This window comes from Rhodanobacter hydrolyticus, from assembly GCF_044904645.1.
In genome coordinates, this window is the sequence record NZ_JADIKK010000008.1 from 1,675,722 (window position 1) to 1,700,471 (window position 24,750).

Consider the following 24,750-nt stretch of genomic DNA (forward strand, 5'->3'; position numbering starts at 1 on the left):
GATACAAGCATCCAGCATCAAGCGGCGCCGGTCAGCGCCAATCGCAACGTGCGCAACAGCTTCCTTGTGGTGACCGGCTTGTCGAGCACATGCAGGCTGGCCATGGGAGGCAGGTCGTCGCGATTCGGCGGCGCGTCCGGGCGCACCAGTATCACCACCGCACCGTCGTAGCCCTGCTCGACCAGCGCGGCAAGCGTACGGCCCCCGGTGAGCAGGTTCATGTCCGCGTCCATCAGCACGAGGTCGGGCAGACCGTGGGCACCAACCCACTGCAACGCGGCAGTGCCGCTCTGGCTGGCGCTGGCCTGATAGCCCCAGGCGTCCAGTGTGTCAATGAGCAGGGAAAGCTCGGCGGCCGCCTCGGCCACCACCAGCACGAGTTCGCCCAGACCCTCGAGATCCTCGCTGTCGTCGCCCGTCTCGCCGATGTCCACCATCTCCTGCAACGGGATATAGAGATCGAAACGCGTGCCATGACCCGGTGAGCTGTCCACGCGCATCACGCCGCCGTGGCTGGCGACGATGCGCTGGCACGACAGGAGGCCGAGGCCGGTGCCGTTTTCCTTGGTGGTGAAAAACGGCTCAAACAGACGCGCCAACACCTCGCGGCTCATGCCCTGGCCGCTGTCGATCACGCCGAGGCGCAGGTACTGGCCGGCATGCATCTGCTCGCCAGGCAGGAAGAAGCCGGCTTCCAGTTTCAGCTGTTCCGCCTCGATGCGCAGCTCGCCGCCGCTCGGCATCGCCTGTATCGCGTTGAGGCAGAGGTTGAGCATGCATTGCTGCAATTCGGTGTGGTTGCCGGCGAACGCAAGCTCGGGCTCATCCACCCTCATCTGCATGCGTATCGCGCGCGGCACACTGCCCTTGAGCAGCAGGCCCAGCGCATCCATCAGCCCACCGAGGCGAACTTCCTCGGCACGGCGCGCGCCACGGGCAAAGGAGAGCATGGATTGCACCATCTCCAGCCCGCGCTTGCCGCAGTCGCGCACCAGTTCACCCAGCCGCGCGAGCTGCGGATCGTCGTTGCGGTGACGCAGGGTTTCGCCAGCCAGCAGCAGCGGTTGCAGCAGGTTGCGCAGGTCGTGGCTGAGGCCGCCGGCCAGCATGGCCAGGCTCTCGAAGCGCTGCGCGCGGATCAACTCCGCTTCGGCACGCTGGTTGGCGCGGTGTTCCGCAGCCTCGGCCAGCGCGCGACGCACGGCGCTGGCGAGGCGCGCCGGGTTCTGCTTGAGGATGTAGTCGGTGGCGCCGTTGCGCAGTGCCGCGATGGCCGCCTCCTCGCCCAGCGTGGCGGAGACGAAGATGAAGGGCAGGTCCTCGTCGCACTGGCGCAGCAGCTCCAGCGCGCGCTGGCCGGAGAAGCCCGGCAGGCTGAGGTCGGAGAGCACGATGTCCGGCGCGAAATCGCGCAGGGCAGCGAGATAGGTCGCCTCGTCGTCCACCACGCGCGCCTCGTGCACCAGTGCGTCGTCGGTCAGCTCGGCCAGTGCCAGCTCGGCGTCTTCGCGACTGTCCTCCACCACCAGCACCCGGATCGGACGGGTACCACGACTTTGCGAACCATGCATGGATGCATCCATTGCTCGTGGTCCTCAATCGTATTCGGGCGCCTGGTTCAACACCGCCCAGAATTGCCCCAGCGTGCGCACGGCGTTGAAGAACTGATCCACGTCCACTGGCTTGATGACGTAGGCGTTCACGCCGAGATCCCAGCTGTGCGCCAGATCGCTTTCCTCACGCGAAGAAGAAAGGATCACCACCGGGATGCGCTTCAGTCGCTTGTCGGCACGCATGTGCTTGAGCACTTCCAGGCCATCCATGCGCGGCATCTTGATGTCCAGCAGCACCACGACAGGGTTGCCCGGTTCGCGCGTGGCCCAGGCGCCGCGGCATTGCAGCCAGTCCATGCACTCCACGCCATCCTGCAGATGCACCACCGGGTTGGCGAGATTGGCTTCGCGCAACGCGTCCAGCGACATTTCGGCGTCAGCCATGCTGTCTTCGACCAGCAGGATGGTGCGGATGTGGCGATTCATCACGAAAATCCCTCGTTGGTTATACCGGACAGGTCTCGTGCCGGCAGCGAAAAATGGAAACGCGCACCGTGATCGGGCTCGGCCTCGGCCCAGGCGCGGCCACCGTGGCGCGCGAGGATGCGCCGCACGTTGGCTAGACCGATGCCGTTACCCGGAAAGTCCGAAGCGCGGTGCAGACGCTGGAACACACCGAACAGCTTGTCAGCGTACTGCATGTCGAAACCTGCACCGTCGTCGCTCACGGTGAATACATAGTCGCCGTTGCGGCTGCGTTGTACATCCACCGCGATATGCGCGACTTCACGCTGGCCGGTGTACTTCACCGCGTTGCCGATCAGGTTCTGCCACACCGTACGCAGCATGTTCTCGTCGCCCACCACGATGGGCAGCGGCGCCATCGACCAGTTGATCCGCCGCTCCGACGTCTCCGCCACGCACAGTGCGCGCGCCTCCTCCGCCAGCGACTGCATGTCCACCGGCTGCAGGCGCAACGCGCCGCGGCCAAGACGCGAGAACACCAGCAGGTCCTCGATCAGCTGTCCCATGCGCTGCGCCGAGTCGCCGATCACGTCGAGGTAGTGGACGCCGGTTTCGTCAACCTGCTCGCCGAGGTGCTGGCGCAATTTGCGCGCGAAGCCGGCGATGTGGCGGAGCGGCGCGCGCAGATCGTGCGAGACGGAATAACTGAAGGCCTCCAGCTCGCGGTTGACATCGGTGATCTGCGCCACCTTGCCCTCCAGCTGGTGGTTCAGCTCGTTGACCTTGTGCTCGGCCAGCGCGCGCGCGGTGACGTCGCTCACGGTGAGCAGCAGCGCCTGCGCGTCACTGTCCTGCTGCTGGATGCGCCGCGCGTTGACCACCACGTGCCGGTCCACGCCGTCGGGGGTGTGCTGCACCACTTCGTAATCCCACAGTTCGCGGTCGCGCAGCAGCACGTCGTTGAGCCGCTGCAGCAGCGCGCCGTCGCTCCATGCGCCATTGCCGATCTGCGGCAACGACAGCGCACGCTGGTGTTTCGGATCCAGCCCGTACAGCTCGCCGAACGCGGCGTTCACCAGCAGGCTGCGCAATTGCTCGTCGAACAAGCCGATCGGCTCACGCACCGCCTGCACGATCATCTGCGAACGCAACACCGCGCGGCCCTCGCGGGTTTCCGCCAGCTGGCGCTTGCCGATCTGCCGTTCGGAGGTGACCACCACCACGATCAGCAACAGCAACTGCGCCAACGCGATCAGGCCGAGCACGAACTGGCTGCGGTGCACCTGCTGTTTGACATCACGGCCGCGCTCGGCCAGCAGGCGGTCAGCGGACTGCACGATGTCGTCAGTCAGCGTATTCATGCGAAACAGGTCACCGGCGTCGCGCAGCGATTGCCGCGCGCCGCCGGCATCGCCCTTGTGCATCCGCGCCAGCGCCTGGTTCACCAGCGTGATGCGGCCATTGACCACGCTCTCCAGTGCGCCGATGCTCGCCTGCTGCTCTGGACTGTCGAGGGTCAGCGCATGCAGCTGATCCAGCAGGGACGGGATCCTGCCCCTGGCCTCGAGAGCGCGCTGCTCGACGGACGCATCGCCATCGCCGGCAAGGATGCGATAGCTCGCCGCCTCGCTGTCGCGGATCAGATAAGCGATGCGGTAGGTGAGTACCTTGATCGTACTGGCATGATTGAGCCAGAGATTGGCCTGCTGCGTCTGCTCAGCCATCACGCGCATGGCGAAGTACGGCAACGCCACGATGACGACCATCGCGAGCAGCAGGCCAGCGAAACGCCAGCGCGGCAGGCCTTGGGTTTTCATCGGACACGCAACATTGGCGACTCCGGCTCGGTAGCGCCCGACTCCCCTTCGGACGCTCTCCCTATTCTGCGCAGGTTTGCCGGCGACGGCCAACCTGCAGGCAGTATCTGTCCAAAACTCCCGCCCCACCCTTTTCGACGTTGCAGACGAGGAACTGCGTTATCGCAAGTAACAAAGTGGCTTCGATGGCCTGCCAGCGCCCGACTTCCTGCTCCCCATACTGATTCACGCCAGCGCAAGAGCGCTGGCGAACGGCAAAGCCTGCCCGAAGGTCGCAGGGCAGGATGCCCGGAGTCAAGAGAAACAACCAGAAAGACGGCCTCATTCAATCCACTGGGACTGCAGGCAGGCCGCGTCGAGGATTCCGGAACCGCTCCCGCCTACGCGATGGACAGCACGGCTACTCAGCACCCTATCTGGAAGCCGGGATTGTCAAGCCCGGCATCCTGGCATGGCGCTTTTCGGCAACCGCAGGCCGGTCAACCCGAACGGAAGGACGGGAAACGCCCGCCCATGACCGGGTGATGACGCAGGCATGCTGGCAGAGATCCTTTGTGCCAGCCCTGCGGAGATCATGGACGGACCCTCACTGCTGCCACGCGCTCATCGACGTTGGCCGTGCCGTGGTCGCCGTGCCCCATTGCCTGTTCGGCTGCGCCTGCATCACGAAGCACAACTCGCCGCCGGCAAGGATCTCCGCATGACGCAGGAAAACGCGATCCAGCGGCTTGCCGTTGAGCGTGACCGATCCGACATACGGGTGCGCGTCGTCCATGTGCTCGGCCACGATGGTGAACGCGTGCCCGTTCGGCAGATGCAGCACGGCCTTCGGCACGAAGGGGCGGCCGATGGCGTATTCGTCGCTGGCCGGGGTGACGGGGTAGAAACCCAGCGCGGTGAAGATGTACCAGGCCGACATCTGGCCGAGGTCGTCGTTGCCGACGAGGCCGTCCGGCTTGACGCCGTACTGGCTGTCCATGATCTGCTTCAGCCGCTGCTGCGTCTTCCAGGGCGCGCCGGCGTAGTCGTAGAGATAGGCAATGTGATGGCTGGGTTCGTTGCCGTGCGCGTACCAGCCGATCAGGCCGGTGATGTCTTCCACGTTCTTGAAGATCGCCGGGTCCACCTTGGCGTCGAACATCTGGTCCAGCTTGCCAGTGAACTTCGCGTCGCCGCCATAGGCGGCCACCAGGCCCGCCACGTCCTGCGGCACATACCACGAGTATTGCCACGCATTGGCTTCGGTGTAGTCGCTGCCGTAGGCGGCCGAGGTGGGGTCGAACGGCGTGCGGAACTGGCCGTTGCTGAGCTTCGCGCGCATGAAACTGGTCTGCGGATCCCACACGTTGCGCCAGTTGGCCGCACGCTTTTCAAAGGTGGCGTAGACATCGTTCTTGCCCAGCGCCTTGGCCATCTGCGCGATGGCCCAGTCGTCGTAGGCGTATTCCTGGGTCTTGGAGCCGGCCTCCGTCTCCTTGTCGATGGGCACGTAACCGAGCTTCATGTAATCGGCGAGGTCGCCATAGTTGCCGTAGGTGGCGGTGGACACCATGGCCTTCAGCGCCTGGTCCGCATCGAAGCCGCGCACGCCTTTGATGTAGGCGTCGGCGATGATCGCCACCGCGTGGTAGCCCGTCATGCACCAGGTTTCCAGGCCCTGGTACGCCCACACCGGCAGCATGCCGAACGGGCTGGCCTTCTGCGCGGCGATCAGGGAGCGGATGAACTGCGTGCTGAGGTCGGGCCGCAGCAGCACCATCAACGGCTCCTCGGCACGGTACACGTCCCACATCGACCAGCTCGAATAGAACTCGAAGCCGTCCGCCTGGTGCACCTGGTGGTCGGGGCCACGGTATTCCCCGTTCACGTCCATGCTCAGCGTGGGCGCGAGCATGGCGTGGTAGAGAGAAGTGTAGAAGCCGGTGCGCTGCTCCGGCGTGCCTTCCACGTCGATGGCGGACAGCGCCTTGTTCCAGGCCGCAGTGGCGCTGGCGTGGCGTGCGTCGAAATCCCAGCCCTTGCCGTCCTGGTCGAGGTTGGCGACGGCATTGGCTTCACTTACCGGGGAGATCGCCACCTTCGCCAGCAGCGGCTTGCCGAGGTTGCCGAAGTCGAACACGCCTTCCAGTGCACGGCCGTTTTCGGCGTCATTGTCTTGCGGCTGGTTGCCCGGCCCCTTGAAGCCGTTGTAGACCAAACCCGTCTCGCGGTTGTACAGCGTGCGCGAAGTCATCGGCTGGCTGAAGCGCATCGCGAAGCACAGCTCGCGCCCGGGCGCCCAGCCGCGCGTGGTGCGGCAACCCGTCACCGTGCCGTCCGCGCGCACGCGCAGGTCGGACCACAGCACCTTGCCGGGGTAGTCGTAGATGCTGGGGCGGAAATCCAGCAGCACGTGTGCCGGCTTGTCCTTGGGGAAGGTGTAGCGGTGCCAGCCGATGCGCGGCGAGGCCGTAAGTTCCGCCCGCACGCCGTAATCGCTCAGGGTGACCGCGTAGTAGCCGGCCTGCTCCACCTCGGCGCCGTGGCTGAAGCGCGAGCGGTAGCCGCTACCTGGCTTGTCCGCATCGCCCGGATCCAGCTTCACGTCGCCGGCGATCGGCATCACCAGCACGTCGCCCATGTCCGAATGGCCGGAGCCGGAGAAGTGCGTGTGCGAGAAACCCATGATCGTGCCGTCGCCGTACTGGTAGCCGGCGGCCCATTTGTAGGCATGCTTGAAGTCCGGCATCGCGGTATCGGGCGACAGCTGGATCATGCCGAAGGGCACCGTCGCGCCCGGGAAGGTATGGCCGTCGCCGCCAGTGCCGATGCGCGGATCGACCGCAGCCGCATTGCCGCCCGTGGCCGCCGCCAACGCGCCACCGCTGGACAAGGCTAGCGACACCGCCATCGCGAGTGCCGAACAAACCTGCTTGCCGCGCTGCTTCATGGGTCGCCCCTTCGATTTGCTTTGTAAAAAGTGCGGCCAGGACGGCCACCCTTCGGTTCCAGTGATCGTGGATCATCGCGAAGGCCCGGGCTCCAGCCATGGTTGACCGTCGGCCCTCGCGATCAAGGACGACCAAAACCCTGCCGATCGCAAAAAATTTGAATCGTTCCAACCCGGGGACGCTACCATTGCGGCAGGGATATGTGCATGTTGCAACGCGGAACCACGCGTGCCGCGCATACGCTACATTTTGATCGTTCCAATCAACCTTAGACGAGCATGGCAACGGACACCACGCCTCACGCCAACCGCAAGATCACTCTCGCCGACATCGCCGCAGGCTGCGACGTGTCGCGGGCCACGGTGTCGCTGGTGTTGCGCGGCAGCCCCCTGGTCAACAAGGTCACCCGCGCCCGCGTCGAGGAGGAACTGCGCCGCCAAGGTTACGTCTACAACCGCGCCGCGGCCAACCTGCGCCGGCGTACCTCGTCCAGCATCGCACTGGTTCTCAACGACCTCGCCAATCCGTTCTTCGCCGAGTTTGCCACCGGCGTGGACGAGGCGCTCGGCGGCGCCGGCTACGTCACCCTGCTGGGCAGCACCGGGGAATCGATCGCACGCGAGCAGGCGGTGCTCGGCTCGCTGCTGGAGCACGATCCGGCCGGGGTGATCCTCTCGCCCGCGGAAGGCAGCGATGCAGGCCAGGTGCTGAAGACCATCGGCGTGCGCACGCCGCTGCTGCTGTTCAACCGCGAACTCGCCGGCAAGGCCTCGTCCGACGCGCCATGGGACCGGCTGATGCTGGACAACCAGCGCGGCGCGCGGCTGGCGACCGAACACCTGATCGCGCTGGGCCAGAAGCGCATCGCCTTCTTCGGCGGCCACGCGAATTCAAGCTCCTGCCAGCAACGCCATGCCGGCTACGTCGAGGCCATGAAGGCGGCAGGCCTGCCGATCGAACCGCACTGGCGCATCGAGTGCGCACCGAACCGCGTGGACGCGGCGGCGCAGTGCGGCGCACTGTTCTTCGACTCGCCCGCACCCACCGCGGCGGTCTGCTACAACGACGCGGTGGCGCTGGGCCTGATGCTGGGCCTATACCAGCGCGGCATCCGGCCCGGCCGCGACTTCGCCGTGACCGGCTTCGACGACATCGCCGAAGCCGCGTTGAGCGCACCGCCGCTCACCACGCTTGCCTCCATGCCGCGCGCGCGCGGGCGCCAGGCCGCCGAACTGCTGTTGCGCCGCCTCGGCGAGCCGGAGGCCGAACCACAGCGCACCGTGTTCCCGGTGCAACTGGTCGTGCGGGGCAGTAGCTGCCCGCCGCCCACGCCCTGATTCATCGCACTACCCATCGCTCCAGGGGAACCGAATGGCCTTTGCCTCCGCACCAACGCCCTCTTCCGCCGCCCATGCCGGCGCCGACGGCGGCCGCTTCACCGATTACCCGGCGGCGATGGCGTCCTGCACGGTGATCTTCTTCATGTGGGGCTTCCTGACCAGCCTCAACGACGTGCTGATCCCGCATTTGAAGGCGTTATTCACGCTCGACTACACCCAGGCGATGCTGGTGCAGTTCGTGTTCTTCGGCGCCTATTTCCTGATGTCGCTGCCCGCGGGCAAGCTGGTGGAACGGATCGGCTTCAAGTTCGGCATGGTGGTTGGCTTGCTGGTCGCCGGCGTCGGTGCTGCGATGTTCTGGCCGGCCGCGCGGTGGCAAAACTACGACCTGTTCCTGGCGGCCTTCTTCGTGCTCGCCACCGGCATTACCGTGCTGCAGGTGGCGGCCAATCCCTACGTCGGCCTGCTCGGGCCGGAGCGCACCGCGTCCAGCCGGCTGACGCTGGCGCAGACGCTCAATTCACTGGGCACCACGCTGGGCCCGAAGCTGGGCGGCATGGTGATCCTTGGCACCATCCTCGGCGCGGATCAGATCAGCAAGCTGTCCGACACCCAGCTTGCCGCCTACCACGTGCAGCAGGCGCAACTGGTGCAGGTGCCGTACCTGGTGCTGGCCGCGCTGCTAGTGCTGCTGGCGCTTTTCGTCTGGTGGGTGCGCCTGCCTTCGCGGCTGGGCAATGTCGTCGCCGCCGATCGCGATCATTCGCTGTGGGATGCGCTACGCGTTCCGCACGTCGCCTACGCGGTGGTCGCGATCTTCTGCTACGTCGGCGCGGAAGTGGCCATCGGCAGCTTCCTGATCAGCTACCTGTCGCAACCGGAGATCGGCAACATCAGCGAAGCGCACGCAGCCGACTACGTGGCCTATTACTGGGGCGGCGCGATGCTGGGGCGTTTCATCGGCACCTTCCTGCTGGCCCGCTTCGATCCACGCAAGCTGCTGGCGCTGTTCGCCGCCATCGCCGGCATGCTGGTGCTGGCCAGCATGCTCAGCTATCACGGCCTGGCGATGTACAGCATCGTGGCGGTGGGTCTGTTCAACTCGATCATGTTCCCGACCATCTTCGCGCTGGGCATCGAACGCCTCGGCCCCCTGACCGACAAGGCTTCCAGCCTGCTGGTGATGGCCATCGTCGGCGGCGCGGTGATTCCGTATATCCAGGGCGCACTGGCCGACCACCTTGGCATCCACCATGCCTTCGTGCTGCCGCTGCTGTGCTACGCCTACATCATCTTCTACGGTCGCAGCGGATCGAAGATCCGTGATGTCACCGCCAATCAGGGATAATTCTCGCAATGCGTTCCGTACTCTGCTTCGGCGAAGCGCTGATAGATTTCCACGCCGAAGGCCGCGACACGCACGGCTATCCGCGTGCCTTCGTGCCCTTTGCCGGTGGCGCGCCCGCCAACGTGGCGGTGGCCGTGGCGAAGCTGGGCGGTGCCGCGCGCTTCGCCGGCATGCTGGGCACCGACCTGTTCGGCGACCTGCTGCTGGACAGCCTGAAGCACGCCAATGTGGACACCCGCGACGTGACGCGCACCGGCGAAGCGAACACCGCGCTGGCCTTCGTGGCGCTGGATGCGCACGGCGACCGCAGTTTCAGCTTCTATCGCCCCCCTTCCGCCGACCTGCTGTTCCGCCCCGAGCACTTCCGCGCGGATGCGTTCGACGGCACCGCCGTGTTCCACATCTGCTCCAACAGCATGACCGAACCCGGCGCGGCGGAAACCACCCGCGAAGGCATGCGCCGCGCACGCGACGCCGGTGCGCTGGTGAGCTTCGACCTCAACCTGCGCCCCGCGCTGTGGCCGCGCGACGTGGACGCTCGCGCACACGTCTGGCCGGCGCTGCAACTGGCCGACCTGGTGAAGCTCAGCGCCGAGGAATTCGAGTGGCTGGCGGTGGACGGCGAAGAGGCCGTGCTGGACCGCCTCTGGCAGGGCCATGCACGCCTGCTGGTAGTCACCGATGGCCCGAACCCGCTGCGCTGGTTCCATCCCGACGCCGACGGCGAACTACCCGCCTATCGCGTGCCGATGGTGGACAGCACGGCCGCGGGCGACGCCTTCGTTGGCGGCCTGCTGCAGCAGATCGCCGAACAGCAGATCGGCGCCCGCGACCTCGACACGCTGGTCGCCACGCTGCCGCGCCTGCACGCCACATTGCGCCACGCCGCCGCCGCCGCCGCGATCGCAGTGACGCGCCAGGGCTCGTTCGTCTCGCTGCCGACCACCGACGAAGTTCTCGCTTTCATGGCAACACACTCCTGAGTCCCGCATTCATGACCCACGTACTGCCCGCAACGCCGCTCCCCGACTTCAATTCCCCGGCCTTCCTGCGCCGTCACATCGCCGACACCATGGCGTTCTACCACCCGCGCGCGATCGATCCGGCCGGCGGCTTCTTCCACTATTACAAGGACGACGGCACGATCTACGACCGCAGCCACCGCCACCTGGTGAGCAGCACGCGCTTCGTCTTCAACTACGCGATGGCCGCCATCGAATTCGCCGACGACACCACACTCGCCGCCGAGTACCACGACGCCTTGCGGCACGGCCTGCGCTACCTGCGCGACGTGCATCGCAATGCGCAGAGCGGCGGTTACACATGGACGATCCGCGACGGCGTGCCGGAAGACCGCACCAACCACGCCTACGGCGTCGCCTTCGTGCTGCTGGCCTACTCCAGCGCGCTGAAAGCCGGCGTCGCCGAAGCCGGCGCGTGGATGGAAGAAACGTGGAATCTGCTCGAACACCGCTTCTGGGATGCCGAGGCCGGGCTGTACCGCGACGAGGCCGATGCGGACTGGAACTTCGGCAGCTACCGCGGCCAGAACGCCAACATGCACATGTGCGAGGCGATGCTCGCCGCGTATCAGGCCAGCGACGACGTGCGCTACCTCGACCGCGCGCTCACGCTCGCCGACCACATGACGCGCCGCCAGGCCGCGCTGGCCGACGGCCTGGTGTGGGAGCACTACGACACGCAGTGGCACATCGACTGGAACTACAACAAGGACAACCCGAAGCACCTGTTCCGTCCGTGGGGTTTCCAGCCCGGCCACCAGACCGAATGGGCCAAGCTGCTGATGATCCTCGAACCGCTGCTGCTGGAACGCAACCGCGAGGAACACTGGATCCTGCCCGTCGCACGCCACCTGTTCGATACCGCGGTGAAGCACGCCTGGGACGAGACGCACGGCGGCCTGTGCTACGGCTTCGCACCCGACGGCAGTGTGTGCGACGACGACAAGTATTTCTGGGTGCAGGCCGAATCGCTCGCCGCTGCCGCCCTGCTGCATGCGCGCACCGGCGACGCCAGCTACGCCGCATGGCACGACAAGCTCTGGGCGTATTCGTGGAAGCACTTCGTCGACCACGAATACGGCGCGTGGTACCGCATCCTCACCCGCGACAACCGCAAGTACAGCGACGAGAAGAGCCCCGCCGGCAAGGTGGACTACCACACCATGGGTGCGTGCTACGAGCTGCTGCAGTTGCACGAGCGCTGACAGTAGCCACGCTTTTGTTCCGCACATGCCCGCGCAAGCGGGCATGCTTTTTTGCGCTTCCGGGTAGCAGCAATGCGATAACCGCAGAGGACGGCATGTCCCTCCCGCCATGTCAAAAAAAACGCCCCGGTCGAAACCGGGGCGTCGGGGAAAGCCCAACCTGAGAGGGATCAGTTGAGCTTGTAGTCAAAGGTCAGGAACAACTCACGACCGTCGTACTCGCTGCCGGTCTGTCCGGTCGTGACGAACTCGAAGCCGCCGGCGTAGTACGGGATCGAAGAGACCCTGTTGAAGATATTGGACACCGTGAAGCTCAGCTTGGTCTCCGGATTGATCTGCCAGCCGATCGAGCCGCTCCAGGTGATCCACGTCGGCACATGGCCGTAGTACAAGGTGTCAGCGACGTTTGCCCCACCGATCTGGCAAGCGCCGGTATTGACCGTCGTCCCGTCAGGGCTGACGACAGTCACCGGGCTCGGCTGGATGCCATTGGGCAGCGTGTTGCAGTTACCGTAGCCTGGCGCGCGCATGCGGCCATCGCGCACGCCGGAGAGCGACGCGTTCCAGTCGCCCTTCTGCCAGGTGCCGATCCAGGTGACCCTGCTCGCCACATTGTTGTAGCGAGTGTTCAGCAACGGGTCGGAAGCCAGCACGCGCTGCTTGTACGCGAGGTTGTCGGTGTAGTTGACGCTGGTGGTGAAATTACCGTAATCCTCGGTATTCAGCCTGTACTGCAGCGAGGCATCGACACCGCTCACGTACAGCGAGGCCTCGTTGATCGGGCCGGATTGCACCGAGGTGATTTGGCCTGCCGCATTGCGCTGCACATCCGCTATCACCATCTGGCAATACGCCGATCCCTGTACGTGCGCGGTGTACGGCGACAAACCCGTTGAGCCGTCCGCCTGATAGCCGGTAAGGCAGCCAGCCTCGTCCTGGAGCACGGTGCCCTGGCTGATGTACTCGATGGCGTTGTCCACGCCCATGTGCCAGTAGTCGGCAGACACCGACAGACCCTCCACGCCCGGAACCTGCCACACGAAACCATAGGTCCAGGAGTGGCCGGTCTCAGGCACCAGGTTCGGGCCGCCGACCGTTCTTTGCTCGTACCACTGCGACTGGGGACGTTGAATACTGCCGTTGCACCAGGTGCTCGAGGTGTTGCCCGCCTTGATGGCGTCGATGCACTGCAGATTATCTTCGTAAATGCCTTGTGGTACGACGGAGCCGCCCTGGTAGATCGCCGCCATGTCCGGCGCCTTGAAATTGGTTCCGTAGCTGCCGCGGATCAGCAGGCTGTCGAACGGACGCCATTCGAGGCCGGTGCCCCAGGTGCGGGCAATGTCGGCGCTGCTGGCATCGTGGTACTTGTCGAGGCGGCCGGAGATGGTCCAGGTCAGCGAGTTCACGATCGGCACGCGGAACTCGGTGCCCAGCGAAAAGCGCTGGCGGCTGCCGCCGCCAAAGTTGTCGTTATAGAAGGGATCCACGAAGGTCGCGCCGTTGGCCTCGCGCGGATCCGGCGACAGCAGGAAATCGTTGTCTGCAGCTTCCACCACGGCTGCCCAACCCACCGACTCGTCCACCCACGGGAACTTGAACAGGTCGCCGTTGACGCGGAACTGCGCCTGGTTCAGCGACGACTCCGCCGTGTTCTCGCCATTGACCGCGAACTGGCTGTATTGCTGCGGCGTGATGGGGTTCCAGAAGCGCTGCCAGTTGATGGCATAGATGGGCAGCCCACCGGCGGTGGTTCCCATTTGCTGGCCGAGGAAGAAGTTGTTCATGGCCGCCTGGTCCATGCCCGTAAAGTCCTCGCGCACGATGTACTTCTGGCTATTGAGGCTGAAGTCCCAGTTGAAATTGCCGTCGAACATGGTGCCGCGCAGGCCGGCCGTGATGTTCCAGCTCTGCTCGCGATCGTGGGTATTGGCGGACGTGCCGATTTCCTGCGCGGTCAACTGGCGGTCGAGCGCGTTGATGGTTTGCCCAGTGGTCTGGTCATAGAACTGGCTGCCGTAGCCAAAGAAAGGCAACTGGGTCTGGGAGATACCCACCGTGTCGTACAGGGCCGCCGAGCCGTAGAGTTGCAGGCCATTGCTGAAATCGTATTCGCCGGCCAGGTAGCCGTTGTTGGTGCGGCTGCCAGGCGTCAGCACCCAGTTCTGGAACAGGTTGGGCTGCGAGCAGAAGGAACCGTTGTCGGTCGTGCCGGTGATCTGGGTGCCGCTGGTGCTGACGCTGTGCGACTGGCTCAACTGCGAGTTGCTGAACTTGCCGCAGGTGCCCGCCGGCGGCGTGATGTACTGGCCATTGCCGTTCGTCGCGGAGAGGGCGATGGCGCCGGACGCATCGTACTGGTAGCCGAACATGCGGTCGGCCGGGTTCCAGGCACCGTAGCCTGCATCGGACACCGAATCCTGGTACGGACGATCACTGCCCCACAAGGCCGTGCGGTTGGACTTCTCCACGTTGTAGAGAATGTGCCAGTTTTCGCCGGACTTGCCGCCGAAGAAGTTGATGTCGCCATAGGAACGGCCGCCACGGGTGGCGCCGCCGCCGGTGACCTGCAGGTCGTCGCCCTGGTAGTTCTTCTTCAGGATCACGTTGACCACGCCCGCCACCGCATCCGAACCGTAGATCGACGAGGCACCGGAGGCCAGGATCTCGACATGGTCGATCATGCCGCTAGGCAGGTTTGCGTAGTTCTGGAAGCTGCTCTGCGCGCCCAGCGGCTGCGGGTAATCCACCACGCGAACGCCGTTAATCAGCAGCAGGCTGAAGCCCGCACCCAGGTTGCGCAGATTCACCGGGCGCGCATTCACCGCGGTGGCTCCCCAACTGGCCGGATCCTGCGGCGGCTGGCCCATCTGCGGCAGCGAATCCAGGAATTCCCACAGCGTGGTGAAGCCCTGCTGCTTGATCTGCGTACCGGTGATGGTGACCACGGGCGCGGGACCTTCGACTTCCACACGCGGGATCATCGAGCCGGTGACGGTGACCGTCTGCAGCTGCTTGGCCTTGTTCTGATCAGGCTGCCCGCTGGACGAGCTCGTCTGCGACGAACTGGACTGGGCATCGGCAGCCGTAGCCGTCTGCGCCTGCACGGCGAGCGGTGACAGCAAGGCAATGGAAAGCGCACTCACGAGTGTGGTGCGACGCAAAGCGATGGCGTGACGCATGGGAACCCCTCCCTCAAAAATGTTGTTTGCCGTTGTCGCACGACCTGGCGAGAACACCCCAGACTCGCCTAGTCCTGCTGGTTTCTTTTGCCACCGACTCGATTGGATCGAGTCAAATTCCAATCGGGCCGATCTACAATCTTGTCTGCGAAGGCTGACAAATTTGCGCGGAACTTCCTGCGCCAGTTTGCAAGCCTGAAATCCTTGGCGTTATTTAGATCGATCCATATATGAAGCTATCATTCACCCATGAACGATGCAAGCGGCATTGCAATATGCCGGTAACGCCGGCCTGGCAAGGCCAGGCTGGGCGCCATGCCGTGGCTCAATTGCTCTCGATCGGCTTCACTTCGTCATGGAACAGCTTCACCGGGCCGTCCAGCGTGAGCGCCAGCACGGTAACCTCGGGGTCCAGCGTGTCCGCCGGCAGGTCAACGTAGAGCAAGCCCGGGACTTTGCTCCAATAAGCCTTGCCCACCACCTGCGTGTCGAGCGTGGTGCCGTTGCCGACCACGCGTGCGTGCAGCACGCGGTTCATCAGGCCCTTCACCAGCACCGGTCCGTTTGGACGTCCATCCACGAACAGGTACAGCGTGCTGCCGTCCTTGGACAAGGTACTGGAGCCTGCGTAGTAGTCCTTGGGGATGCCGGCCTGGGTGCCGTAGATCGCCTCGGCGTTCTTGTGCGTCCAGCGACCGATTTCCTTCAGCGTGTCGACTTCCTGCTGCGGAATCGTGCCGTCGGGGCGCGGACCGATGTCCAGCAGCAGGTTGCCACCCATGCCGATGGTGTCCGCAAGTATCCGGATCAGCTGGTTGGCGCTCTTGAAGTGGTCGTCGTTCGGCTGCCAGCCCCAGGAGTTGTTCATGGTCATGCACAGCTCCCAGTATTTCTGGGGCGGCGGCGTGATCGGCACGCCCTGCTCGGGCGTGGCGTAGTCGCCATAACCCGCGAGGCGCGAGTTGATGATGGCCATGGGGTTGCGCGCCAGCAGCATCCCGCGCACCTCCTTGGCGTGCCACTCCTCGGCGCTGTGCTCCCAGTCGCCGTCGAACCAGTACAGGTCGGGGTTGTAGCGCTGCGACAGATCCTTTAACTGGCCCTGGTAGTACTGCACGAAACGGTTCCACCGCGCGGGATCGGCCTTGGCGTCGTAGCGCGACTCGGTCTTGGTGAAGCCCGGATAGTCCGGATACGACCAATCGATCAGCGAGAAGTACAGGCCCACCTTGACGCCGTCCTTGCGCAGCGCCTGCACGAATGGCCCCACCAGGTCGCGCCGGGCCGGCGTGTCTTTCACCACGTTGAGGCCCTGCGCGGTATCCCACAGCGCCACGCCGTCGTGGTGCTTGGCGGTGAGCACCGCATAGCGCGCGCCGCTTTCGCGGATCAGGTCGGCCCAACCCTGCGGATGGTAGTTCGCCGCAGTGAAGCCCTTGAGTTGCTGCATGTAATGGTCGTAGCTGACATAGCCGTCGAAGAACGACCACGACTCGTCGATGCCGTCCACCGCGTAGATGCCGTAGTGGATGAAGATGCCGAACTTCGCATCTGCGAACCATTGCATGCGCTGCACTTCGGTGGGCGCAGTCGTGGAGGCCGGCGACGAGCCCGTCGGTGTCGCGGCATGCACGGCAAGGCTGGCGCAGGCAGAGGCAAGCAGCAGGACGATCCGCCGGCAGAATTTACTTGGCGTGGGCTTGCAAGAAAGTGCTTCGAACGATGGTTGTTGCAATGGACTGGGCATCTTCTGGGATCACAGGTACGGGAATGTCGGTTACTTCAATTTGGCATTGCGCGGCGTCATCGATGGAGGCGCATCATCCGGATCGGCTCCCCAGGACTTGTTCGGCTCCGGCCCCATGGTCAGCACCAGCTTGGCACCTTCCGCGATGTCGGCCTGACTGAACCATGGCTTGTTCCACGGCTTGCCGTTGAGCGTCGCCGACTGGATGTACATGTTACGCGTCGAATTGTTGAGTGCATCGATCTCGAGCACTTTGCCGTTGCCCATGTGCAAGCGCACCTGGTCGAAGATCGGGCTGCCCAGGATGTAATCCGGGGTGGACGGGTCCACCGGATAGAAGCCCATCGCACTGAGCACGTACCAGGACGAAGTCGAACCCTGGTCGTCCATGCCGGGGAAGGCATAGCCGCTGGCGTCGCTGCCGTACATCTCGGCGAGGATGCGGCGAGCCAGCGCCTGCGTCTTCCAGGGCTGGCCGCTCCAGGCGTAGAGATAGGCCGCCTGCTGGTCAGGCTGGTTGCCCTGCACGTATTGCCCGATCAGGCCAGTGCAGTCGCGGCAGATGCCCTTGGCCGTGTACGGCGTGGAGAAGAACGCGTCGAGCTTGGCGTTGAACGCGTCGCGGCCGCCGAGCAGGTCCATCAAGCCCTGCACGTCGTGCGGCACCAGCCATAGCGTGGACCAGCCCGAGGCCTCCTTCATCATGAAGTTGTAGTAGGGCTCGCCCGGATCGAACGGCGAGATCCACTGGCCGTCCGCGGTCCTGCCGCGCATGAAGCCGACCGACGGATCGAACACGTTGCGGTAATTCGCGGCGCGCCGCTCGAACATTTGCGCGTCGTCGATCTTGCCGAGGCGGCTTGCCACATCGGCCAGCGCATGGTCGTCCCAAGCGTATTCCAGCGTGGTGGCCGCGCCCGCCTTGCCGCCGGCATACGGCGGGCTTGGGTTGCCCGGCGGGACGATGTCCGAGATCCAGCCGTTCTTCATGTATTCGGCGAGATAGCCGCGCGGCCCCTTGGGGTCGGTCGCGTTCTTGCGCAGATAGTCATAGGCGGCGGCGTAGTCGAACGGAATGCCGCGTTGCCAGGCGCCGTCGTACAGGAACACGGCATGGTCGCCGTGGAACGAGGTGTCCATGTAGCCGCGTTCGCGCGCCCGGTCCAGCTCGGAATGCATGATGTCCTGCACGACCTTCGGTTCCAGCAGCATCAGCAGCACGATCTGGTTGCGGCCGGTATCCCAGAACGGCACCGGGCCGTAGCGGTCGTAGCCGGCGACCTGGACCTTGCCGTCCGCTCCGGTGAAGTGCTCGCCCTTGCGCGCCAGCAGCCGCGGACTGGCGAAGGAGTGATACAGCGTCGAGTAGAACAGCATGCGCTGCTTCGGCGTGCCGCCGGTGACTTCGACACGGTCGAGTATTTGCGCCCACGCTTCGCGTGCCTTGGCATGCACGCGCTCGAAATCCCAGTCCGGTTCTTCGTCGTGCAGCCGCTGTTCGGCCTCATCGGCGCTGTGGCCGTGGGCGATCTTCACCAGCACCTGTTCGCCGGCCTTGGTGTCGAAGGTGACGTAGGCCCCCGCGTAACTGCCGGATACCGCACGCCGGTCCTGCTGCACGTCGGCATCGCCGATGCCGTAGCCCTCGTGGTCGTGGTCTGCGCGGAAGGTGCCGAATCCGGCGAACGGGCGCGAGAACTCGGCGACGAACCAGGAGCCATCCGAGTCACGTTCCGGGCGACCGCCCGCGGCGACGCCGCGGATGGTGTGGTCGTCGACCACTTCCATATCGCCGCCGGGGCGGCGCAGGTTGATGATGACGTTCGAACGATGGCTGGCCGGGAAGGTGAAACGCATCAGGCTAGTGCGCTGCGTCGCCGTGAGCTCGACCTTGGTGTGGAAGGTGGCCAGGTCCACCGTGTAGTACCCCGGTGACGCCTTTTCGCTCGCCTTGTCGTAATACGACTGCGCGTAGTCGGGCGGCACGGTCCAGTCGCCCACGACCGGCATGATCATCGGCGATGCCTGACCGCCATAGGTCGAGCCGCCGCCGGTGAACCCGATCATCGTCGGCCTGGGGTAGTAGTACGACATGCCGACGCCCGCGGGATAGCTGAGGTCGACATTGAGGTTGACCGGCGTCGCCTCGGTCGCGCTTTGCGGCAGGCTCGCGCCCGGCGAGGTCATGCCCGAATACAGCGGCTCGCCCGGCGGCGGCGCGTTGCCGATCAGCTCCTGCCGGTCGAGCGGCGCGGTACCGACCAGTGGATTGGCTTCGTCGACGGACTGCACCGCGGATGGCGGTGCATTGCCGGCGCGGGCATGCCCTGCCCCGCTAGCCGGCACGCTGATCGCCAGGGCGACCAGCAAGGCAGCGAAACGATGATGTAGGACCGGCGAAGTGCGGCTGGCTGGACGTGTGCTGGATGTATGCATGATTCCCCAACGAGGAGATGAAGTCGCGCCCTCCCCGTGACCTTGCGACCGCCATCCATGGCAGTCGCCCTTCAGGTCATCGCTGGCGCGCGCAAGAATCGCTCCCGCGATATCTGGCAACCGTCGTCCATGGCCGTTGCCGCCCGGCTCAGTCGCCCGTGCCGAAGTTGTACGTGAGGCCCACGTAATACTGGCGCCCGTCGTACTCGAGGGTGTTCAGGCGGTCGGTCGTGTCGCTGCCCAGGTAGGAGCGCGTGGTGGAGCGCGTCAGGTTGAGGACCGACGCGGTGACCATCAGGTGCTTGTTGATCTGGTACTGGCCATTCAGGTCGACCTCGTTGTACGGCGCCGTGTACTCCGGAAGACCCGCGGCCAGGCCGTCCATCACGCGGCCCGTCCAGTTGGACGACGCGCGCAGCAGCAGCCCGTTCTTCTGGTAGAACAGCGAGAGGTTCCCTGCGTATTTGGCGCTGCCGATCAGCGAAGCACTGCCGATGCGCGTGTCGCCGATGGAAACCGCCGTCGAGTTGGTCTTGTTGAGCGTGTAGTTCGCGATGACGCCGAAGCCCGACGACCAGGTGTGCTGCGTGTACAGCTCGATGCCCTTGGAAACACCGGCCTGCCCGTTGGCATTGGTGCTGTACTGCGCGAACAGCGTCGGCGTGCTGTTCACGTCCACCGTGAAGTTGTTCACCTGGACCGGCACCACGAAGTTCTTCACTGTCTTGTAGAACAGGTCGAAACCCAGCACCGATTCCGGCGCGTAGTACCACTCCACCGCTGCATCGTACTGAGTGGCGAGGAAGGGTTGCAGATTGTTGTCGGCACCGCTGCCATACCAGCCGGGCAGCGGCGCACCGAACTGGCTGCGGTCGCTGTAATAGGTCGGGAGGTAGTCGTTGAGGCTGCCTAACTGGGCCAGATCGCCATAGTTGGCGCGCGCCATGGCGCGGTTGGCGGCGACGCGCAGATCGAAGTCGTCGGCGAAGTTCCACACCAGGTTGAAGCTGGGCAGGAAGTTCCGGTAGCGCCGGCGCTGGGTGTTGAGGGTGTAGGCCTCGTAATACGAACACTTCCCGGCCTGCCCGGCCGCAAACGTTGTGCACTGCTGAGGGAGATATTCGAAATCGCCGGGAGCGCACGGGCCGCCGGCGGAGTTCAGACCACTGGCCGGACAGATCAGGATGGAACCATCCGCGCCATGGTAGTAGTCCGCAAAGTAGGTGGTGACCTGGTCAGCGGTGGTCACGTCCTGCAGGGTGTCCACGTAGCGCAGGCCGAAATTGCCGTGCAGGGTGTCGGTGTCGAAATTCACCTGCACGTAAGCCGCCGAAATCGACTCGCGCACCCTCGCCTGATTGTCGGGATCCATGTACTTGACGGGATCGTAGGTCTGGTTGAGGTAGTTGTAGTACGCCGGGAAGTTGATCCCCGGGAAGATGTTGTCGTGGTATGCCAGCGTATTGGTGGTCAGCTCATACGGCAGCAGGAGGCTCGGTTGCAGGTTGCCGGCATTGGGGTCGCAGCTCTGGAACTGCTGGTCCGTGCCAGGGCAGTACCAGCGCAACTGACCACTCTGCTGGAAGGCCGTGTTGTAGCGGTACTTGGCGCCGAACTGCACCGAGGACAGCCAGCCATCGTCGAAATCCAGCGTGAAATCGGCCTGGGCGACGTTCTGCGACGTCGCGGTGTTGATGAAGCCGGACCCGGTGGAACCCAGGTCCACCTGCCCCTCGCCGTTCAGCATGTTCTGCAGCGTGTCCGTCGAAGCCGAGATACCCGGCGTGCCCTCGCTGCCATTCAGCGTCCACTGGCTGTATCCGCTGCCGTCCACCCACTGCCCGTTGACGAAGTTGCGCGGCTTGGCCGCCACGCCAAACTCCACCGACGGACCGCCCGTCGCCCAGGTGCGGCCGAGGTTGAACGTGCCGCTGAGGATGCCGCCGGTATTCCATTCACCCTCGATGTTGGCGGTCTGCGACGTCGCCTTTTCGACGGAGTAGTTGCCATTGAGCCACGGCGTCTGCGTGGAGCAGACATCCACCGGCTGGCGCTGCGCGCCAGTGATCGGATTGGTCAGCGAGTTGCATCCCGTGCCGGCCGCCGGCAACCGGTAGTTGGCGCCGGTGACGACCGTGCCCGACGGGTCGAACGTCAGCCCGTTGGGCGCCAGCAGGTTGCCCTGCTGATTCGCGTAGGTGTCGGTGGGCAGGTTCCATTCGGGAATCTCCAGCGTATTGGTGATCTGATCGCGGTCCAGCTGGAAGCGGAAGTAGTTGGCCGTCATCTGGAAACGGTCGCTGGGCTTGAACTGCAGAGTGAGCTGGGCAGCCTTGTTCTTCAGGTTCAACTGCGTCTGGCTGGTACTGAACTGCTGCGGCATCCAGTAGCCCGAATAGGCGCGCCCGCCCTGGTCGACGATGCCGCCCGGCGGCACGTTGCCCCATTCGGGAATGTTGGGCTCCACATAGCCGCCGAACTGGTTGCCGCCGACGCTCACCGGCGGCTGCGTGTTGTAGTTGTTGGCCCACCAGTACCAGTTCGTGGCGCTGGACGTGTATTCGGTTTCCTGCCGTTTGTCGTAGGCGCCGCTCACCAGCACACCGAAGGTGCTGTCGCTGTTGTGCCAGGAGTAGAGGCCGGAAACCTGCGGGTTGATCTTGCCGTTGTTGTCGGCGCCCGTTTCATTGACGGTGAGGAAACCGTCGTTGGGCTTCATGTCGAGCGGCTTGCGCGTGTGCGCCTCCACCACGCCGCCGATGCCGCCTTCGTCCAGCGATGCCATCTGGCTCTTGTAGAGCTTGACGCTGGAAAACATGTTGGCCGGCAGCAGCTGGTAGTTGAATGAGCGATCGAGCCCGCTCGATGTATCGGCGGAGGCGACGTAGTTGCCGTTGAGCTCGGTCAGCGTGAGCTCCGGCGCCAGGCCACGGATGCTGATGTTCTTGCCTTCGCCGTCGCTGCGGCTGATGACCACGCCGGGGACGAACTGCAGGGCGTCGGCGATGTTCTGGGCCGGGAACTGGGCGATGTTCTGCGCGTTGACGACTTCCACGATCTCGTTGGTGTTGCGCTTGTCCTGCAGGTTCTGGTCGATCGACTGGCGGTAACCCGTGACGACCATGCCTTGCAGGACCACAGGTTTCTCGTTTGCGGCCTTCTTCTTGCCATCCGTCTTCGTCTTCGTCTTCGTCTTCGTCGTGTCGGATGTCGTGTTGTCGGTCGTTTGAGGTGATGGCGAGCTTGCCGCCGCTGCCGGTGCCTGTTCGGCATGGGCGGCGACGGATAGGCAACCACCCGAAGACAGGATCGCCAGGGTGAGCGCTGCATACAACGGCTTTCGGGCAAAAAAACGTGACAGACAGGTCATTTTTTGAATCCCCATTTCGTTGGCGCGCGCTGTTTATCGGAGTCAGCGCGACATCTCCTTCCCCCTGTCCAGACAGGCATTTAATTCACGCAACCATCACAACATCCGATATCCGGCAGATAATCCATGGCGCGAGCATCGCCCCTGAGCGATACGCGCACTCCCCCTGCGCCATGCCAAGACATGGACGTTGCGAAAAAGCCGTATTTATATCGATCTAAATTACATTCGAAACTTATACACCGAGGCGCAGCATGTCACGCTGCACTGCGCAAAATTTTCGCACTTTCTTAATCGCCGAATGCCGGCAAAATTCGCTACGCCGCATTGCGTTCAATTCAACATCGGCAATCAGGCGCAAGCGGCGGTACGGGAGGAGGGAAAAGCCCTCCTCCACTGAATATCCATTAGCCGTTTTGACAGGAAGCTGACAAAGCTTAATTAATCAAAACGAATCACGGCATTCCACCTGCCCGAATTACCGCCTGGTTGATCGCGCGCACCTTAGCTTCGTCGACCTTTTCGATCTTGCGGTCGTAGGTGAACAGCCCGTTGTGTTCGCCCTCGACATCGGTGATCTGGGTATAGACGCTGCCGGACATTCCCTTGGGCACGCCCTTGTCGAGCAGCACCTGGGTGTTGGCGACATAGCCGGCAACCAGCGCCGAGCGATCCTTCACCGCACCATAGGGGTTGATCGGCGTACCGGGCCAGACATGGCCGGGAATGCCGAGGGTAAGGCCGCCGTGCTCGCCGTCGACGGCGGCACGCGTGGCATCCGGACTGGGCAGACCCGGCCCCTGATAGTCGTGCACGTCGTAGACATCGCCGGCATGCGGGTCGCCCTTCATGTCGCAGCAATTGGCACCGCTGCGCGCATCGACGAGACGCGACGGGTCGAGCTGCTTGATTTGTGCAGCCAGCTCGGCCGCGGCGGGAATGCTCCACTGGCCCCAGCCCTCGTTGAAGGGAATCCAGCCGACGATTGCCGTCGTACCTTTGAGCTGGTCGACGATGGCCGACACCTGCGCGCGGAAGTTGTCCTTGTCGGCCTCGCTGAGCTTGTCGTTGCGGTCCGTGGGCAGCGCCGGCATGTCCTGCCACACCATCACGCCCAGGCGGTCGGCCCAGTAGTACCAGCGCGCCGGTTCGACCTTGATGTGCTTGCGGATGGTGTTGAAGCCGAGATCCCTGGTTTTCTGGATGTCGAACTTCAAGGCCTCGTCGGTGGGCGCGGTATAGATACCGTCCGGCCAATATCCCTGGTCCAGCGTTGCCAGCAGGAAGGTCGGTTTGCCATTCAGCACGATGCGGTTGCGGCCGTCCTCCGGCTTGATCGCAATGCTGCGCAGGCCGGCGTAACTGGTCACCGCGTCGCTTTGCCCATCCCGCGTGAGGGTGGCCTTGAAGGTGTAGAGGAAGGGGTCCGATGGGCTCCACAGGTGCGGTCGCGCAATCGCCAGATGCAGCGGTCGATCTGCCGGGCCATCAGCCTCTCCCGCCACTTTGTCGCCCGCATAGGCGGTGACGTGCAGCGTGGCGCCCTCGCTTCCGTGTACCTTGGCGGTCACGGTGAAGGCATCCAGGCTCTGTGTCGGCGTGAAGACGAGCTGCGCGAGGCTGGTGGCCGGTGCCGGCTCCAGCCACACCGACTGCCAGATGCCCGAGGCCGCCGTGTAGAAAATGCCGCCGGGCTTCAGGCGCTGCTTGCCGACCATCACGTTGAGGCTGTCCACCGGCGCGTGCACGGCGACGACGATCTCCTGCGTTCCGCGCAGATGAAGATAAGGCGTGATGTCCACACTGAAGGATGTGTAGCCGCCCACGTGCCGGGCCACTTCCTTGCCGTTGACGTAGACCGTAGCCTCCCGGTCCACCGCGCCGAAGTTCAGCCATACGTGCTGGCCGTGCGCGGTGAATGCTGGCGGGATATCTACCAGCCGGCGGTAGAACATGAAGTCGGCATGCTGCTGCACGCCCGACAGCACGGACTCGATCGGATACGGCACCAGCACGCGTCCCGCCAGCGTCTTGCCGAACGGCGGGGTGCCCTTGCCGTCATCCGGCGCAAACTGCCACAGGCCGTTCAAGTTCATCCATTGCGGATGTGCCAGCGATGGCCGGGCGAGCTGTGGGCGCGGGTAGTCCGGCAACGCATTGGCGGGCGAGACCTTGGCCGTCCATGGTGTCGCCAATGGCGCGACCTTGCCGCTCCATGTGGCCGCCTGATCCGGCGCCGCCATCGCCATGGGGGCAGACCCCATGGCGACCGCCAGACCGACCCACGCCATCACGTGTCGCATCCCGCCCTTCTCGATCATGTGCGCGCCCTATC

General features: G+C 64.5%; 13 protein-coding genes. 4 read left to right on the plus strand and 9 right to left on the minus strand.

Annotated elements, in window-relative coordinates; genetic code table 11:
* Positions 1-17: 17 nt before the first annotated feature.
* The 4 genes from ISP25_RS10260 to ISP25_RS10275 form a co-directional block, all read right to left on the minus strand.
* Entirely contained in the window at positions 18-1,571 is a 1,554-nt protein-coding gene (locus ISP25_RS10260; protein WP_404613650.1) for a response regulator, read from the minus strand.
* A gap of 24 nt (positions 1,572-1,595) precedes the next feature.
* Positions 1,596-2,039 (minus strand): response regulator, encoded by a 444-nt coding sequence (locus ISP25_RS10265; RefSeq protein ID WP_192158964.1) that lies wholly within the window; start codon positions 2,037-2,039, stop codon positions 1,596-1,598.
* Positions 2,039-3,835 carry a sensor histidine kinase gene (locus ISP25_RS10270; protein WP_404613651.1) on the minus strand — a complete coding sequence of 599 codons (1,797 nt, stop codon included), beginning with the start codon at positions 3,833-3,835 and terminating at the stop codon, positions 2,039-2,041. The genes ISP25_RS10265 and ISP25_RS10270 overlap by 1 nt, the downstream gene beginning before the upstream one ends.
* Positions 3,836-4,421: 586 nt before the next feature.
* Positions 4,422-6,725 (minus strand): GH92 family glycosyl hydrolase, encoded by a 2,304-nt coding sequence (locus tag ISP25_RS10275; protein WP_404616300.1) that lies wholly within the window; start codon positions 6,723-6,725, stop codon positions 4,422-4,424.
* A 318-nt stretch (positions 6,726-7,043) separates the two neighbouring features.
* Here ISP25_RS10275 and ISP25_RS10280 point away from each other — a divergent pair, with 318 nt between their 5' ends.
* The 4 genes from ISP25_RS10280 (at position 7,044) to ISP25_RS10295 (ending at position 11,680) form a co-directional block, all read left to right on the plus strand.
* The gene (locus ISP25_RS10280; RefSeq protein ID WP_192158956.1) at positions 7,044-8,102 is read left to right on the plus strand and encodes a LacI family DNA-binding transcriptional regulator; all 1,059 of its coding nucleotides are present in this window, start codon (positions 7,044-7,046) and stop codon (positions 8,100-8,102) included.
* Positions 8,103-8,220: 118 nt separating this feature from the next.
* Positions 8,221-9,453, plus strand: a complete 1,233-nt coding sequence (gene fucP / locus ISP25_RS10285) for an L-fucose:H+ symporter permease (RefSeq protein WP_404616301.1) — start codon at positions 8,221-8,223, stop codon at positions 9,451-9,453.
* A gap of 8 nt (positions 9,454-9,461) precedes the next feature.
* Positions 9,462-10,436 (plus strand): carbohydrate kinase family protein, encoded by a 975-nt coding sequence (locus ISP25_RS10290; protein WP_192158950.1) that lies wholly within the window; start codon positions 9,462-9,464, stop codon positions 10,434-10,436.
* 11 nt (positions 10,437-10,447) lie between these two features.
* Entirely contained in the window at positions 10,448-11,680 is a 1,233-nt protein-coding gene (locus tag ISP25_RS10295) for an AGE family epimerase/isomerase (RefSeq protein ID WP_404613652.1), read from the plus strand.
* Between the two features lie 170 nt (positions 11,681-11,850).
* Here the strand turns inward: ISP25_RS10295 and ISP25_RS10300 are convergent, their stop codons facing one another.
* From ISP25_RS10300 to ISP25_RS10320, 5 genes are all read right to left on the minus strand, one after another.
* A complete protein-coding gene (locus ISP25_RS10300; protein ID WP_404613653.1) occupies positions 11,851-14,862 on the minus strand; it encodes a TonB-dependent receptor plug domain-containing protein in 3,012 nt (1,003 codons plus the stop codon).
* Positions 14,863-15,187: 325 nt separating this feature from the next.
* Entirely contained in the window at positions 15,188-16,429 is a 1,242-nt protein-coding gene (locus ISP25_RS10305) for an alpha-L-fucosidase (protein ID WP_225578446.1), read from the minus strand.
* Positions 16,430-16,639: 210 nt separating this feature from the next.
* Complete coding sequence (locus tag ISP25_RS10310) at positions 16,640-18,979, minus strand: GH92 family glycosyl hydrolase (RefSeq protein WP_404613654.1); 2,340 nt, start codon at positions 18,977-18,979, stop codon at positions 16,640-16,642.
* Positions 18,980-19,193: 214 nt separating this feature from the next.
* A complete protein-coding gene (locus tag ISP25_RS10315; protein ID WP_404613655.1) occupies positions 19,194-22,415 on the minus strand; it encodes a TonB-dependent receptor in 3,222 nt (1,073 codons plus the stop codon).
* A gap of 455 nt (positions 22,416-22,870) precedes the next feature.
* Entirely contained in the window at positions 22,871-24,679 is a 1,809-nt protein-coding gene (locus tag ISP25_RS10320) for a glycoside hydrolase family 2 protein (RefSeq protein ID WP_404613656.1), read from the minus strand.
* Positions 24,680-24,750 lie beyond the last annotated feature (71 nt).

Coding starts and splice junctions, on each gene's coding strand:
- ISP25_RS10305 (WP_225578446.1), bottom strand. CDS start 16,429: ATGCAATGGTTCGCAGATGCGAAGTTCGGCATCTTCATCCACTACGGC.
- ISP25_RS10280 (WP_192158956.1), top strand. CDS start 7,044: ATGGCAACGGACACCACGCCTCACGCCAACCGCAAGATCACTCTCGCC.
- ISP25_RS10265 (WP_192158964.1), bottom strand. CDS start 2,039: ATGAATCGCCACATCCGCACCATCCTGCTGGTCGAAGACAGCATGGCT.
- ISP25_RS10320 (WP_404613656.1), bottom strand. CDS start 24,679: ATGGGGTCTGCCCCCATGGCGATGGCGGCGCCGGATCAGGCGGCCACA.
- fucP (WP_404616301.1), top strand. CDS start 8,221: ATGGCGTCCTGCACGGTGATCTTCTTCATGTGGGGCTTCCTGACCAGC.
- ISP25_RS10315 (WP_404613655.1), bottom strand. CDS start 22,415: ATGACCTGTCTGTCACGTTTTTTTGCCCGAAAGCCGTTGTATGCAGCG.
- ISP25_RS10295 (WP_404613652.1), top strand. CDS start 10,448: ATGACCCACGTACTGCCCGCAACGCCGCTCCCCGACTTCAATTCCCCG.
- ISP25_RS10290 (WP_192158950.1), top strand. CDS start 9,462: ATGCGTTCCGTACTCTGCTTCGGCGAAGCGCTGATAGATTTCCACGCC.
- ISP25_RS10270 (WP_404613651.1), bottom strand. CDS start 3,835: ATGAAAACCCAAGGCCTGCCGCGCTGGCGTTTCGCTGGCCTGCTGCTC.
- ISP25_RS10300 (WP_404613653.1), bottom strand. CDS start 14,862: ATGCGTCACGCCATCGCTTTGCGTCGCACCACACTCGTGAGTGCGCTT.
- ISP25_RS10275 (WP_404616300.1), bottom strand. CDS start 6,725: ATGGCGGTGTCGCTAGCCTTGTCCAGCGGTGGCGCGTTGGCGGCGGCC.
- ISP25_RS10260 (WP_404613650.1), bottom strand. CDS start 1,571: ATGCATGGTTCGCAAAGTCGTGGTACCCGTCCGATCCGGGTGCTGGTG.